Annotated in this window: 12 protein-coding genes and 1 riboswitch; of the genes, 2 read left to right on the top strand and 10 right to left on the bottom strand. The window is 53.2% G+C overall.

The genetic code is table 11. The annotated features are described in order from the left end of the window. Nucleotides 1-24 precede the first annotated feature (24 nt). From pstB to pnpS, 3 genes are all read right to left on the bottom strand, one after another. Complete coding sequence (pstB, locus tag BLR64_RS14795; protein ID WP_039871790.1) at nt 25-780, bottom strand: phosphate ABC transporter ATP-binding protein PstB; 756 nt, start codon at nt 778-780, stop codon at nt 25-27. A 198-nt stretch (nt 781-978) separates the two neighbouring features. After that, on the bottom strand, nt 979-1,707 hold the full coding sequence (locus BLR64_RS14790; protein ID WP_090715258.1) for a response regulator transcription factor: 729 nt from the start codon (nt 1,705-1,707) through the stop codon (nt 979-981). 191 nt (nt 1,708-1,898) lie between these two features. Next, on the bottom strand, nt 1,899-3,692 hold the full coding sequence (pnpS, locus tag BLR64_RS14785) for a two-component system histidine kinase PnpS (protein ID WP_090715256.1): 1,794 nt from the start codon (nt 3,690-3,692) through the stop codon (nt 1,899-1,901). A 220-nt stretch (nt 3,693-3,912) separates the two neighbouring features. On the opposite strand from pnpS, the gene BLR64_RS14780 reads away from it, so the two are divergent. Then, entirely contained in the window at nt 3,913-4,929 is a 1,017-nt protein-coding gene (locus tag BLR64_RS14780) for a LacI family DNA-binding transcriptional regulator (RefSeq protein ID WP_090715255.1), read from the top strand. A gap of 235 nt (nt 4,930-5,164) precedes the next feature. Here BLR64_RS14780 and BLR64_RS14775 read toward each other — a convergent pair whose 3' ends face one another. Both BLR64_RS14775 and BLR64_RS14770 read right to left on the bottom strand, forming a co-directional pair. After that, nucleotides 5,165-8,146, bottom strand: coding sequence for an alpha-amylase family glycosyl hydrolase (locus BLR64_RS14775; RefSeq protein WP_090715253.1), 2,982 nt, complete (start codon nt 8,144-8,146; stop codon nt 5,165-5,167). A gap of 224 nt (nt 8,147-8,370) precedes the next feature. Continuing rightward, the gene (locus BLR64_RS14770) at nt 8,371-10,026 is read right to left on the bottom strand and encodes a fumarate hydratase (protein ID WP_090715370.1); all 1,656 of its coding nucleotides are present in this window, start codon (nt 10,024-10,026) and stop codon (nt 8,371-8,373) included. Between the two features lie 103 nt (nt 10,027-10,129). Between BLR64_RS14770 and yfbR the strand changes: the two genes are divergently transcribed. Further along, nucleotides 10,130-10,735, top strand: coding sequence for a 5'-deoxynucleotidase (yfbR, locus tag BLR64_RS14765; protein ID WP_090715251.1), 606 nt, complete (start codon nt 10,130-10,132; stop codon nt 10,733-10,735). Nucleotides 10,736-10,849: 114 nt separating this feature from the next. Here the strand turns inward: yfbR and thiH are convergent, their stop codons facing one another. The 5 genes from thiH to BLR64_RS14740 form a co-directional block, all read right to left on the bottom strand. Beyond that, nucleotides 10,850-11,959, bottom strand: coding sequence for a 2-iminoacetate synthase ThiH (thiH, locus tag BLR64_RS14760; protein ID WP_090715249.1), 1,110 nt, complete (start codon nt 11,957-11,959; stop codon nt 10,850-10,852). A 34-nt stretch (nt 11,960-11,993) separates the two neighbouring features. Then, nucleotides 11,994-12,758 carry a thiazole synthase gene (locus tag BLR64_RS14755; protein ID WP_090715247.1) on the bottom strand — a complete coding sequence of 255 codons (765 nt, stop codon included), beginning with the start codon at nt 12,756-12,758 and terminating at the stop codon, nt 11,994-11,996. 127 nt (nt 12,759-12,885) lie between these two features. Next, complete coding sequence (gene thiS, locus BLR64_RS14750) at nt 12,886-13,089, bottom strand: sulfur carrier protein ThiS (RefSeq protein ID WP_090715244.1); 204 nt, start codon at nt 13,087-13,089, stop codon at nt 12,886-12,888. Next, nucleotides 13,086-13,715, bottom strand: a complete 630-nt coding sequence (locus BLR64_RS14745; protein ID WP_167360687.1) for a thiamine phosphate synthase — start codon at nt 13,713-13,715, stop codon at nt 13,086-13,088. The genes thiS and BLR64_RS14745 overlap by 4 nt, the downstream gene beginning before the upstream one ends. Before the next feature lie 131 nt (nt 13,716-13,846). Then, nucleotides 13,847-13,947, bottom strand: a riboswitch (TPP riboswitch). A gap of 65 nt (nt 13,948-14,012) precedes the next feature. Then, entirely contained in the window at nt 14,013-14,882 is an 870-nt protein-coding gene (locus BLR64_RS14740; RefSeq protein WP_090715240.1) for an SDR family oxidoreductase, read from the bottom strand. Nucleotides 14,883-15,365: the final 483 nt, after the last annotated feature.

The following is a 15,365-nucleotide window of genomic DNA, read 5'->3' as shown; positions in this document are numbered from 1 at the left end:
CAGGAACGGGTCCCCGTAAGGATATTAGCCGAAACGTCCGGAGATGTAGTCTTCTGTGCGGGAGTCCTTCGGATTCGAGAACAGCATCTCTGTATCCGCAGCTTCCACAATTACACCATTCAGGAAAAATACGGTCCGTCCTGAAACACGTGCAGCCTGGTGCATGTTGTGTGTAACCATTACAATCGTGTATTTGCTGCGGAGTTCCTGCACCAGCTCCTCAATCTTGAGGGTGGAGACAGGGTCAAGGGCTGAGGTTGCCTCATCCATGAGCAGGATATCTGGCTGGACGGCAAGTGCTCTGGCAATGCACAGACGCTGCTGCTGTCCGCCGGACAAGCTGAGTGCAGACTTTTTCAGGAAATCTTTGACTTCCTCCCAGAGGGCGGACTGGCGCAGACTCTGCTCCACAATCTCATCAAGCTCCTGCTTGGAGCGGGTGCCGTGCAGACGCGGGCCGTAAGCCACATTGTCATAGATCGACTTCGGAAACGGATTGGGCTGCTGGAACACCATGCCGACCTGCTTGCGCAGGCTTTCCACTTCCACTTCGTCGCTGTAAATATTTTTGCCGCCGATGTTCACTTTACCTTCAATGCGTGTTCCGGGAATCATGTCGTTCATACGGTTTAGGGTGCGCAGGAGGGTGGATTTACCACAGCCGGATGGACCGATAAAAGCGGTCACCTGTTTCTCCGGAATCTGCAGATCCACGTTCTTCAATGCGTGAAATGACTCATAGTAGAGATCAAGCTTCTCTATGTCAATGATGGATTTCATGTGTTTTGGCAGTCTCCTTCTCATCATCTTCGTACCCAATGATAAGCTTTTAGTGTAAATAGAGTTGAAGAGAAATGTTAACGCAGTGTAAAATCACGGAGACCTGTTATGATTCATCTCACAAAATTGTAATGATATTGTTTATTTATCTTTCAATTTTTATGTAGGTTTTTCAAAATTGAAAAGAACACCGTCATATTATATGACCGGTGCTCTTTTTTTGTTGACGACCAGCTTGTAGCCTACGCCGCGGATTGAATCAATATGGACGGATTCCGGATCGAGCTCCAGCTTCTTGCGCAATGAGCTGACATGGACATCCACCGTACGCTGCCCGCCGATATAATCAAACCCCCAGACGGCGTTCATCAGGTCATCGCGGGTCAGCACGACTCCCGGCTTACGTGCCAGATACAGCAGCACCTCAAACTCCTTCGGCCGCAGGTTAATGCTGTGTCCGCCCAGTGAAACCTCATACCGCTCCGGATAAATTTCGAGCTGTCCCAAAATGATAGTCGATGCGGAGGCCGGCGTTTCCGCCTGAATCTCCTCCGTTACCCCGGAAATCCGGCGGAGTACAGCGCTGACTCTGGCGAGCAGCTCCGATACGCCGAACGGCTTCGTAATGTAGTCATCAGCGCCGGATTTCAGGCCGCGGACTACATCCTCTTCGGCATTTTTGGCTGTCAGCACAATAACAGGCGTACGGATGCCCTGACCGCGAAGCTTGTCGAGGATATCAATCCCGTTCATACCGGGCAGCATCAGATCCAGTACGATCAGATCAAAAGGTTCTCTAGTCGCACGGTCGTATCCTGCCGTTCCATGATCCTCCACTGTCACCTCATAGCCTTCCTGCGTCAGATTATAGGACAGCAGCCGGGCCAGCGTCGGTTCGTCTTCAATGACCAGCAATCGTTGTGCCATAGTTTCCCCCGTATTCACATGTTTTTAAAATTTACATAAAAGCAGCAAACCCATCATATCACCGGAATGTTAACCCGGTGTAAAATAACTACAAATTTCGCAGATGACTTTACAGTTCAATATTATCGCCCGCTGCTGCCGCTTGCAAATCCATTGCGCTGCCCAGCAGCCGGAATCTTGAAGACTGCCTGTTATTTATCATGCTCCTGCAGCAGCGGCAGCTCCAGTATGAACGAGCTTCCGATTCCGAGATCGCTCTCTACCGTAATCGTTCCCCGGTGGAGCTCTACCAGATGCTTCACGATGGACAGGCCCAGTCCCGTGCCGCCGGAGCTTCTGGACCGGGCTTTATCCACCCGGTAGAACCGTTCGAAGATCCGCGGAAGGTCTTTGCGGGGAATCCCCATGCCGGTGTCACTGACCGTAAAAATAACCGTTTCCGTACCATCCGGCTTATGTCCGTTGGCGACCGTAATTTTGACATTCCCGCCGTCATGGGTGTAATTAATCGCATTGGACAACAGATTCATGAAGATCTGCCGGAGCTTGTCCTCATCCCCTTCCATGAAGAGTTCATCCGGCACAACGGCGTTGAGTGAGATTTTTTTCTTCTCGGCTACCTTGCTGAGCGTCTCCAGAACAGAATCAAAGAATTCGCTCAGATATACCGGCGAACAGTCCAGCTGTACCCGCTTGGATTCAATTTTGGACAGCTCCAGGATATCTCCAATCAGCCGGTTCAGCCGCTCATTCTCATCATATATGATCTGCAGGAAGGAGCGTGCCGTCTTCTCATCGTTTACACCGCCGCCAAGCAGGGTTTCGGCAAAGCCTTTGACTGCTGCGACCGGGGTCTTCAGCTCATGCGAGACGTTCGCGACAAATTCGCTGCGCATTTTCTCCAGCCGGCGGATTTCGGTCACTTCCTGCAGCAGGAACAGCATGCCCCTGTGGGAGCTGTCCTGGGTCATCGGCACACCGTCCAGCCGGACAATCCGCTCTGCCGGAGTATAAATGCTGCGTTCTTCATGAATCGGCTCACTCGAGAGCACGCCTTCTTCAATCAGCCGGCTCAGCTCATAATGATGCTTCAGCTCTTTATAGGAATGACCGGCCAGCTCACTGTTCTTCACATCCAGCATGCGTTCTGCTGCACGGTTAATCAGCGCAAACTCCCCTTCGGCGTTAACCATGACAATTCCTCCGGTCATATTGTCCAGCACGCTCTGCAGCAGATCCTCATTGTCCCGGATGGTCTTGAGCTGCGCCTGCAGGCTATCCGCCATCGCATTGATCGCTTTGGCCAGCTGGCCGACCTCATCCTTGCGCTGAATCGGCACCCTCGCATCATAATCCAGATCGGTAATCCGGCGGGCAACCCTTGTAATCTGCTCGAGCGGCGAGGTCATGCTGGATGCCACTTTATAGCTCACAAAGGTGGCCGCCACAAACAGCAGCACCAGCCCCGCAGCCATAATAATCCACGCTCTGCTCAGCCCTTCGCTCACTGCGTCCAGGCCCATCGACAGCCGGATATAGCCGTCAAAACCGTCATCTGAGGTTACGGCACCGGCAACATAGAGCATCTCGCGGTCCAGCGTATCGCTGTAGCGGATAGCCCGGCCGATCCCTTCCTTTGCCGCGAGCACTTCTTCTTCACGGTTCGAATGATTGTCCATTTCCAGCGGATTCCGTTCAGAATCGCCGATTACCTTCCCTTCCTTTGTAATAAAGGTGATACGGGAGTCTGTCAGACGTGCAATATGTTCAGCATGCTCTGTATAGTAGCTGATTGCCTGAGGGCTGTTCATATCCATAAACTGAAAGGTTCCGGAGAGCAGCTTTATTTCCCGGGACATGTTTTCCTCCAGCGCAGAGATATGAGAATCCTTGAACAGCTTGGCCATCGTAAGGCCTGCCCCGATCATGGAAATTCCGACCAGGGCCATCAGGATGAAGGTGAGACGGATGCGAAACGGTTTCATAGCAGACTGTCCTCTTTCTTATCATATGTCTTTGGGTCTTTGAGAACATCCTAACCCCATTTTCGTGAAAATACCAGTTCCTCCGCCAATTATCAACGCAGCGTAAAATCTGCAGCAGGCCGCAGGCCGCTGGAATCAATGTTGACAGTCGAATAAGACGCCGCAAAATGATAAACTATTAAATAATACCTTTTACTCTATTTTTTTGTGAGGGATCCCGATGAAAGTAACCATTTCGGATGTCGCAAGGGCAGCAAATGTGGCAAAGTCCACCGTTTCCAAGGTGTTGAACGACTCTCCCAAAATTTCAAACGAGACCAAGCAGCGGGTCCGCGAGATTATGAAGCAGATGAATTACATACCAAGCAGCATCGCAACCGGTTTAGCCAGGCAGAGCAGCCAGACTGTAGGGCTGCTGGTCGACATGTCCAAAGAGAGCGAATTTCTGAACCAGTTCTTCTATAATATTATCGGCGGAATCGAAAGTGTAATGGGTCCCCTTGGATACGAACTGACTCTCTGCAATATCCAGCATCATGATGCGGAGGATCATTTCCTGAACAGGCTGGTGCTGAACCAGCGGGTTGACGGAATCATTGCCAATAATTCGGTACTGACGGAGGAGCTGGCCAAAGAGCTGGACCGGCTCAACTTTCCTTATGTTTCCATTGGTGAGATGGAGCCTGCAGCGAGCTGGGTAGATTTCGACAATGAAGCAGGCGGAAGAATGCTGACCCGCCATCTGCTGGAGCAGGGCTACTGCAGCCCCGCTTTCATCGGCGGACAGCGGAATGAGCGCATCTTCAGCCGCCGGCTGAGCGGCTACCTGCAGGCGCTCAAGCAGTCCGGCAGACTTGTCCGCCAGGATTGGATCGTGAACAGCCAGGCCGATGAGCACGAAGGCTACCGCTCTGCCCTCCGTCTGCTGGTGCGTGAAGACCGTCCTGATTCCGTCGTATGTATGACTAATTATACAGCGTTCGGTGTATTAAAAGCGGCCCGCGAGCTGGGGATCGAAGTCCCCGGTCAGCTGGGCATCGCTGCTTTTGATGAATACCCCTTATCCCGCTATACCACACCGCCGCTTACCTCATTGAATATTGATACCTTCAAGCTGGGTGTCACCTCCGGCCAGTGGCTGATGGATCATATCCGGGAAAACTGTACGGCCTCCCGGCGTCTGCTGCTCGAGCCTGAGCTGATTGTGCGCGAGTCTACAGCAGGTCCTGCACGCTAAAATCATCCATTTCGCAAAATACCAAGAAAGAGGGGGTCTGAATTCCAGATACCCCCTCTTTCTGTCTTTCCTCAGTCTGTCGGAGAATGAATTTATTCATGCCGGATATTCACCGGCTTATGCTTAACCAAATGCTTGGTGAATAAATGAACTAAGCCACTACCGAACGGTCGGATTGCTAAAAACATACAGCGCCGCCCCATCCGGAGCAGCGCTGTTGTGAGATTCTGTAATGTTATTGATCCTTCCAGCGCTGCACGGTCAGGTTTACCGTCTGCGCTCCGCCGGCTGGTGTGAGTGTACGATTGGCAATCTCGGCGCCGCTTGAGCTTGTTTCTACCGTTGCCCAGCTGCCGCGCGTCACTTTATACTGTACTGCTGTTCCCGCAGGCAGGCTGAGGGTGATGGAATATACTCCGTCACTGCCTTTGGTCAGCTGGTAAGCAGGGTCGGCCGCATTCCAGCTGTTGAACGTGCCACTGAGATACACTGGCCCGGATGACGGCGTGGTGCTTGGCACAGTAACTCTGAAGGTTACGCTGTCAGCCTGAGGCACGCCGCTTGTCAGGCTGCCGTTTACCAGACTCCAAGTGCCGGCAGTCAGGCGGTAATTGCTGCCGCCGTTATTATCCCAGGTACCGCTGCCATTGTTGAACGCTGCCGTCAGACCTGCGGCTGTGCCAAGCTGAATCGTAGCTGACTTGTATCCGGAGTATGACGAAGCCTGCAGCTGCTGTCCCGGTGAGGTGGTCCATACCCCTGAACCGTCTACACTGTAATGAATATAAGAGTTCGTAAACGCAGTATTTTTATAATATATGGTTACTGAATTGCCACCTGGAGTTGCAGTTGGCACTGGCGTGGCTGTCGGAGTGGCAGTAGGCGCCACGGTTGGTGTAGCGGTTGGTGCTACCGTTGGCGTTGGAGTCGCGGTCGGTGCCACGGTTGGTGTTGGTGTGGCAGTAGGTGCTACCGTTGGTGTGGCTGTAGGACCTGCAGGTCCACCTGCCTGAATGTTTCCGGTCGGTGTATAGGTCCAGGTGCCGGTACCAAACAGGTAATTGCTGCCGCCGTTGCTGTCCCAGGTGCCGCTGCCATTATTGAAGCAGGCTTCAAGCTGGGTGGCGGAGCCGATATTAATTGTAATTTTGTTATATCCGGATACTTCCGATGCCGGAATGGCTACACCCGGTGCGGTAGTCCAGGTTCCTCCCGCCGGCCGGTAATGGATATATGGTGTGGTATATCCCTGCTTGTAGTAGATCGTCACACTGTTGCCGGCCGGGGTGGTGATTAAAGCAGCCGCACTGAGAGCGGACAGATTCCCCGCTGCATCAAAGGCTTTTACCGTGTAGCTGTAACTGGTCTGCCCTGCAAGTCCGCTGTCCGTATAGGAAGTGGTTGCAGAGGTGCCCACCTTGACTCCGTTACGGTAAATTTCATAGCCGGTTACTCCCACATTATCTGTGGACGCCGTCCAGCTGATTGTTGCACTGGAAGCATTCTGTACGGTTGCTGTAACGTTTGCTGGAACTGTTGGTGCCACTGTATCGGAAACAGGCTGTGTCTTGGCGTAGATTTTTGCCGAGTTGGCATTAACGGATACCGTAATTTGCTTGCCTGTAACACCGCCTGCCTGCACGGTCACTGTATCGTTAGTATTGAGCTGATTGATGAGGACAGTCCCTGCAGTCAGTGTGCTTTCGCTGCGCAGCGGAATGGTTACCGTCTGCGTCCCGCTGGAAGCATTGCTGAACACCGAAATGACTTCCTGTCCGACATTTGTGCCGCTGTCAATCCGCCGGGAGAAGGCATAGAGGTTTTGCGCAGACCACATTTCACGCTGGGTTCCTGTGCGCAGGGCCGGATTGTTTTTGCGGATTTCGTTCAGCTTGGCTACATGCTTGTAGGTGCTGGTATTTTCGTTAAAATAATTTTCGAGCACATTGCCGTTCGCATCCCGCTTCACCATGGACCAGCGGTTCCAGGTATCGGCGATGCCCCCGGTCATGATCTGGCCGTTGCCGTTACCCTTGTTCTGTTCAGTTCCCTGGAACACTACCGGAGTCCCGCGGACCGTAAAGATGAAGGACAGGGCATTCTGCAGCTTCTCAACGCTGCCCCCGGCTTCCGTCAGGAAACGGTTCCGGTCATGATTGTCGATAAAGGTGACCATATGATTCGCATTTCCGTTGTAATAGGAATCCTGAGCCAGTGTACTCTTAACATTTGCGTCAAAAGACTGCCCGTAAGCAAAGCTGTTCAGCACCGAGAAGAACAGCGGGAAGTCCAGCATACCCCACTCTTTGTTCGCTCCGACCCAGCGGGAGACAAACTCGGCGTTGCCGTCAAAATTCTCACCAAAGGTATTAACCCCCAGCAGGTTCTGCAGCTCGCCGATGTCGGTCGGCTTCATCAGCTTGGCAGCATCCACGCGTGCGCCGTCTGCGCCTGTATAGTCAAACCAGGCCTTAATGGAGCTGAAAATGGCCTGTTTGGCGGCAGGTACATCAAAATCAATATCATCCAGGCCGCCCAGATCATGATTCTCAAGATAATCCTGAGCCCATTGGTCATAACGGCCGTCGGCCAGTGACCAGTTAATGTCCCCGTTGTGATGGTACCAGGCCGGATTATTGAACGGTGCAGCAGGCTGCAGACCCGGAATATCATAATAGGCCTGGGTTCCGAGCATATAGTCGCCGATATGATTCGGCACCACGTCGATAATAACCTTAATACCGAGTGCATGTGCGGAATCAACGAGCTCCTTCAATTTCTCCTTGGTTCCAAAGTACGGGTTGGCCGCATTCGGGTCTTTTACATTGTAGCCGTGATAAGCAGTGTTCTTGCCTGTGCCGTTATTGTCACGGTTCGTCATCTGAGGCTCGGCTACCGGGGAGATCCAGATTGCCGTATAGCCCATATTGGCGATGTAAGGGAGCTTGTTGATAACCCCCTGCCAGTCTCCGCCCTTCATGTAGCGGAAATCCTCCTCAGAGTTCTCACCATAGCGGATTGCGGCACCGGTGGCATTGTTGGAGCTGTCCCCGTCATAAAAACGGTCGACCATAATCTGATAGATCGTGTCATTCTCAGTGATGGTTCCGATACTGGCAGCCTCAACCTTGGTTGGTGCCGCCACAAACAAATTCATCATAACGGACAGAACAATAGACGTGATCAGAACCGGAACTAGCCACCCTTTGCGTTTCATTCCTCATCTCCCTCTCCTTATTAGACACATAAGAAATCTGCTGCCTGTGAACCTGCATAACATCACTTGCAAATCTGAGGTGCATTCAAGGAAACCGGTTTCCCAAGTAAAAATTACCATGTCCATGTATGCGCTGTCAAGCAAAATTAATGTCAAAAAGCCTTCTTTCGGGAATTTGAAAGAAGGCTTCTTTTAACATCTTTATTGAATTCAATACAGGCGATTTATTTGAACACAGGTTCCTTGAACTGGGCGAGCTTGGCTGCCGAGTCCTTTTCCACATCAGCATGCAGGCTGTTGCCGTGTGAATCCATCGTCACAATAGCGGCAAAGCCCTCCACCTGAAGATGCCACATTGCCTCAGGAATTCCGAATTCCATGAAGTCAACCGCGTTGACCTTTTTGATGCACTCCGCATAATACTGTGCCGCTCCGCCAATCGCATTCAGGTATACCCCGCCATGCTCCTGCAGTGCCTTGAGCGTTCTGGGTCCCATTCCGCCTTTGCCGATTACAGCGCGGATGCCGAATTTCTTGATGATGTCACCCTGATAAGGCTCCTCCCGGATACTGGTTGTCGGGCCTGCGGCCTTGACGTGCCAGCCTTCGTCGTCCTTCAGCATAACCGGACCGCAGTGATAGATAACCGCACCGTTCAGATCGACCGGTGTATCATGATCCATCAGGTATTTATGCAGCGCATCACGGCCGGTATGCATTTCCCCGGAGAGAATCACAACATCGCCGACCCGCAGGCTGCGGATATCCTCCTCGCTGATCGGTGTAGTCAGCCGGACCTCCCGCGAGCCCCCGGATGCCGCAGAATCAGCTCCGGCCGGAGCCGCAGCATCAGCAGCTGCAATAGCGGGAGCGGCCGGAATGACCGAATCCCCGGGAACAACCCCTGCTTCAGCAGCTGCAGGATGATTGGCAGCTGCAGCCACTGGAGCCGGCACATCTGCTTCCTCTACGGAAATGCCCGTGCCGCTCTCATAGAGCCAGTCCTTGATATTGCCCGTTGCAGGCTCCACCAGAATGCCCTGACGGCGGAATGCCCAGCAGTTATAGGCTACCGACACGAAGAAGCTGGCCGGCAGCCGGTTCATCACGCCAACCTTGCAGCCGAGCAGGGTGACTTCCCCGCCGAAGCCCATCGTGCCAATGCCCAGCTTGTTGGCATTCTCCATAATGTAATCCTCCAGCTTGGCCAGCTCTTCCACCGGATTCACATCCTCGACCTTGCGGAACAGCTGTTTTTTGGCCAGCTCATAGCCGGTTGTCCGGTCACCGCCGATGCCGACGCCGATAAAGCCGGCGCTGCAGCCCTGGCCCTGTGCCTGATATACGGCATGCAGAATGCATTTGCGGATGCCGTCCAGATCACGTCCCGCCTTGCCCAGCCCTTCAAGCTCGGCCGGGAGGCTGTACTGGATGTTTTTGTTCTCGCAGCCGCCGCCCTTGAGGATCAGCCTTACGTCTATATTTTCTTCTTCCCATTGTTCAAAATGTATAACCGGTGTGCCTGCCCCCAGATTATCGCCGCTGTTCTCACCGGTCAGCGAATCAACTGAATTGGGCCGCAGCTTCCCGTTCTTCGTAGCCCGGATAACCGCACTGTGAATGTCCCTCTTCATCTCAATCTGATTAACACCGACAGGTGTATGAATGATAAAGGTCGGCATCCCCGTATCCTGGCAGATCGGCGACACCTGAAGCTCGGCCATTCCGATATTCTGTGCGATCGTCGTTAAGGCAAGACCCGAACGTGTGGCACGGTCTTCCAGCGCCCGTCCCTTGGCTACAGCCCTGCGTACATCACCAGGCAAGTTTGTGGAGGTTTCTACGATCAGATTATAAATGCTTTCTTCAAAATTCCGCATCTTCATTCCGGCTCCTCTCATCAGTCCCAGGTTGTATGAATTCTGCTACAATTAGTTATTATCATATCACACTCAGCCGTGCATGAAAGGGGTTACTTTAAAATTGAACTACCATTTTCCTGCCTATTTATACCGCCTGCAGTATATCCGCCGCTGGAGCCTGATGCGCAGCACCGCTTCCGAAAGCGTGGCACAGCATTCCTTCCAGGTCGGCCTGCTGGCCCATCTGCTGTGCTCGATCGGCAACGCCTGCTTTACCCGGTCGCTGAATGCAGACCGGGCAGCGGCGATGGCGCTGTTCCATGACGCCACCGAGGTGTTCACCGGCGATATCGCCACGCCGGTCAAACACAACAACCCGCGGCTCCTGTCCAGCTTCCGCGACATGGAGCGGGCCGCTGCCGAGCGCCTTGCGGCCATGATCCCGCCGGAGCTCGGCGATGTATATGCCCCGCTCCTGCAGCCGCAGGACAGCCCTGCCGGCTCCGAAGACGCCGGCCTGCTCCAGTACGTGAAGGCGGCGGATGTACTCGACGCCTATCTGAAATGCGTCCTGGAAACCGCCGCCGGCAACCGCGAATTCGCCGCTGCCAGAGAGCAGACGCTTGCCAAGCTGCATGCACTTTCCCTCCCGGAGATCGGTTATTTCCTTGAGCATATGGCCCCGGGCTTTGAAATGTCGCTGGACGAGCTATCAGGGACAAACTGATCCTGAAAATAGCGTAAAGCCGCTTATCCGTCGGCAGCATTATGCTGCTTCAGGCTAAGCGGCCTTTTATACGTTCTCTTTAATACGTTCTCTTTTATACTTTTCTTGCTCCTTTTAGACAGTCTCAAGAATATCCCAGTCCTTAAATACCGGCTGCAGGCTGTTTGCTCTAAGCATCCCGCTGATTTCCTGTACACTCCGCCCGTCAGAGATTTCAAACTGCGGTGTACCGCCCTGCAGGGTATGTCCTCCAACTTCTGTGGATACCCCGGCGGACATTTTGGTTACTCCCAGATGGATAAGGCGGTCTCTTAAAGCAGATGGTTCGCGTGTCGATAATGTAATACCCGCCCGGGGCAGAAAGAGGCGGTAAGCCAGAATGATCTGCACCAGAGCCCGGTCGGTGACGATATGCTCCGGATTGTATTCTCCCAGAAAAGGGCGAAAACGAGGAGCTGACACGCCGATTTCACATTCCGGGTACTTGTCCTGCAGGTATCTCGCATGCATCGCTGTAAAGAAAGCCTCCTGCCGCCAGTCATTCATCCCTAGCAGGGCCCCGATATTTACCGTCCTGAAGCCTGCCTGGCAGCCGCGCTCAGGTGCGTCCAGCCGGTTGCGGTAGATTTTCTTAGGCCCCTTGATATGCAGCTTGCGGTATGTCTCCTCATGATAGACTTCCTGATACAGGGTTAGCCCGTCTACACCGGCTGCCTTAAGCTCCTTGTATTCGTCTTCAGACAACGGATTCACTTCAATGCTCACAGAAGAGAAAAACTCCCTGAGTATGTTCACGCATTCCTTAACATAAGAGACAGGGCTCTCTTTGCGGGATTCACCCGTCAGAATCAGAATGTGCCGGATTCCTGTAGCCGCTATCGCCTTGGCTTCCTGTCTTACCTCCTCCGGACTGAGCTTTTTCCTCGGGAAATCGTAAATGGAGCTGAAGCTGCAGTACGTGCAATGATTGATGCAGAAATCGGCAAGATACATCGGTGTAAAGAGCTGCATAACATGCCCGAAATGCGACCGGGTCAGCCTTCGGGCGCACCGGGCCATCTCTTCCAGACAATCTGCTGCTGCAGGAGACAGCAGAATCTGCAGATCACGCTCATCCAGATGCTCTTTGCGGAGGGTACGCTTTACATCCTCTTTTGTATACTGCCTCCATCTTTCGGTATCCGTCTGCTGTCCGAGACGTTGCACGGTCTCATAAAAACCCATGTTACTCCTCCTTTTCACAGGTCCTTTGTCACTGTCAGCCGAGAAAACCCGTCAATGGCGATGACGCCGATGCTGTCTCCTCTACGGGCCCTAGTCCCGCAAGGTAAGCCTTGCGGCCTGCAGCTACGGCATCACGGAATGCCGAGGCCATCAGCAGCGGATTGTGTGCCGTAGCGATGGCTGTATTCAGCAGCACAGCGGCAGCGCCCAGCTCCATCGCTTCCGCCGCTTCAGACGGCCGACCGATTCCGGCATCTACAATGACCGGAAGATCAACCTCCGCAATCAGAATACGCAGCAGCTCCCGGGTTCTTAGCCCGCGGTTAGTGCCTATAGGCGATCCGAGCGGCATGACAGCTGCAGCTCCCGCTTCTTTCATGCGAAGGGCCGCGGACAGATCAGGGCTCATATAAGGGAGCACCACAAAGCCTTCGGAGGCCAGAATTTCTGTGGCACGGATCGTTTCCGCATTATCGGGCAGCAGGTATTTCTGATCATTGATCACTTCGATTTTGACCCAGTTGCCCATACCCGAAGCATTAGCCAATCTGGCAATCCGGACAGCCTCTTCTGCAGTGCGTGCGCCGGAGGTATTGGGAAGCAGAGTCATACTGCTTGGGATATGGCTGATGATATTATCATTGCTGCCCGGGTCTACGCGGCGGAGGGCCACTGTAATGACCTGTGAACCCGAAGCCTCCACTACCTCCGGAATAAGGGTATTGCGGCTGTATTTACCGGTTCCGATAAACAGTCTGCTCGTTAAGGATCTGCCTCCGATTATTAATGGATCTGACATCTCATACGCCCCCTGCATTTATAGTTGTAAACCTGGTGAAATCCCCCGGAAAATGATGCCTTACCATAAAGCTTAATCAGGTGCTTTGCGGAGACTCCGGAATCCGGCTGCGTTTATAACGCTTATTTCAGCCTCCACCCACAAAATGCACTACCTCAATCCGGTCTCCATCGCCCAGCAGAGCCGTAGTATAATCCTCCCTGGCAACTATTTCGCCGTTCAGCTCCACAATAACCAGTCTCCTGTTCCATGCAGGCAGATTAAGCAAATCCGCCACGGTCCGGCAGTCCTCCTGGTATATTTCTGCCTTGCCGTTGACGATCAGATTCATGCTTTGTCACCTCCTTTTGCAGCAGCCCCTCTCACTGCGTTCCTGTAGGCTTGCGCAGCAGAGAGCGGATCATCTGCACTGCATATGCCGGACATCACCGCTATCCCCCCTGCGCCCGTCTGCAGCACCTGCGGTGTATTGTCCGGCGTGATGCCCCCGAGTGCTATGATCGGAACACTGCCGGTTAGCACTGCCTCCTGCAGCAGAGTCAAACCGCGCTCCTTCCGGCCGGGTTTGCAGACTGAAGGAAACACATGCCCAAACAGGCAAAAGTCTGCACCCTGGCAGCCTGCTTCCTTAATCTCTGCAAGGGAGTGCACCGATGCTCCAAGCCGCATGGATGCGCCCGCCGCCAGCCGGGCGGCAGAAACCGGAAGGCTGTTCCAGGCAAGCTGCACCCCTGCAGCTCCGGCAGCCATTGCAACATCCAGCCGGTCATTAATGATCAGCTTGTCGGCAGGTACACCCGCATCCAGCAGGAGTAAAGCCATATGAAGCAGCTCACGCGCGGATAGCCTTTTTTCACGCAAATGAATATAATCAAGCAGCGGATGAACAGCGGCTGCAAGGACAGCGAACTGATCCGCATCAAGTTTTCCGTCCGAGAGCAGATGTATTTCGGCCACTTTCGGCCACCTCCCCTTCCTTCCGTTTTCATCTGCAACAGAAAACACGCAAAAAAACCGCCCCCAGCAAGGAGGCGGTTAAAAATAGTATACAGAAAAACAGCCGGGTTTCCGGACCATTTGCGCTGCAATACAACGTTCATCCACTTTCCTACGCTGGTATAAACCAGATCAGGTTCAAAGGGTCCGAACCAAAGTTCGTCTCAGCCTTGCGGCACCCCTAGTGACAGTTCATATGCTGTTGCTAACGTCGTATATAATAACACTATTTTGCATGAAAAATCCAGTGTAAAAATGTCAGCCGTTAATAATCTCGCCGCCGTTTACGTGAATGACCTGACCGCTGACATAGGAAGAGTCACTGGAAGCCAGATATACATAGGCCGGCGCAAGCTCCTCGGGCTGCCCCGGACGTTTCATCGGCTGCGTAGCGCCGAACTCACTGACCTTTTTCGCATCAAAGGTTGACGGAATGAGCGGCGTCCAGATCGGTCCTGGCGCCACCGCATTAACCCGGATGCCTTTTTCCGCCAGATTCATCGACAGCGAGCGGGTGAAGCTGAGAATCGCTCCTTTAGTGGACGAGTAATCCAGCAGCTGCGGGCTGCCCCGGTAGGCTGTGATCGAAGTGGTGTTAATGATCGTTGACCCTTTTTTCAAATGCGGCATGGCTGCCTTGGTCAGATAGAACATCGAGAATATATTCGTGCGGAACGTCCGCTCCAGCTGTTCGGAAGTAATGTCCTCAATATTATCCTGCGGATGCTGCTCCGCAGCATTGTTAATCAGAATATCCAGCTTGCCGAGCCCCTCCACCGTCTTGTTAATCAGATCCTGGCAGAAGGCCTCCACACCGATATCTCCGGCAACCAATATACATTTGCGGCCTTCCTGCTCCACCTGGCGTTTCGTTTCTTCAGCATCATCGTGTTCATTCAGATAGGAAATAACAACGTCGGCTCCCTCTTTGGCAAAATGTACAGCCACCGCGCGGCCGATACCGCTGTCTCCGCCTGTAATAAGCGCTGCCTTCCCGAGCAGCTTGCCTGCGGCTTTGTATTCAGAGGTTTCAAACTCCGGCAGCGGATTCATTTCACTCTCGATTCCCGGCTGCTGGTCCTGCACCTGCGGAGGCAAAGTTTTCTTGGATTGTTGACTGTCTGGCATGATCCATTTCTCCTTTCGCTTTCACACTTTTCGAAGTTGTTCATCGTCTTAGGATGGCTAAGGATAGCTGGTTTATGCGCTGGTCTTTAGGCGCTTTTTCGCTTACGCTATGTTACTTACCACAGTTAAAAGCCTGCTAGAGTAAAGGGCTGAATAAATTCAGCCCCTCCTCATCAAACCGTACGTGAGGTTTTCCCTCATACGGCTTTCCGATGTTCGTCATTCATGGGCATGCAGCATTCTGGCCTTGGCCCATGACCTAGTTTCCCCTGTCGAGTTCTTGAGTGTTTTCTTGCGTGTCGTTAGCCGCTTTGGGCATTCACGGACTCGTACCTCTTGGTGAAACATGAACAAAGCAGGGCTCCTTCCCTCCCTAAGGTTATGTTGTCCTTAGGTTCCTTGGTACTATGAGCCCCTCGGACTCCCTTCCCACAGACGATTCACTTCGTCTTCTGGACTTATAGAACGTCTCTTTACGGGTTT

The organism is Paenibacillus typhae (genome assembly GCF_900099765.1).
GTDB classification, from domain to species: Bacteria; Bacillota; Bacilli; order Paenibacillales; family Paenibacillaceae; genus Paenibacillus_AQ; species Paenibacillus_AQ typhae.
The sequence above is the reverse complement of the archived record's forward strand: the minus strand, read 5'-3'. Positions and strand labels throughout refer to the sequence as shown.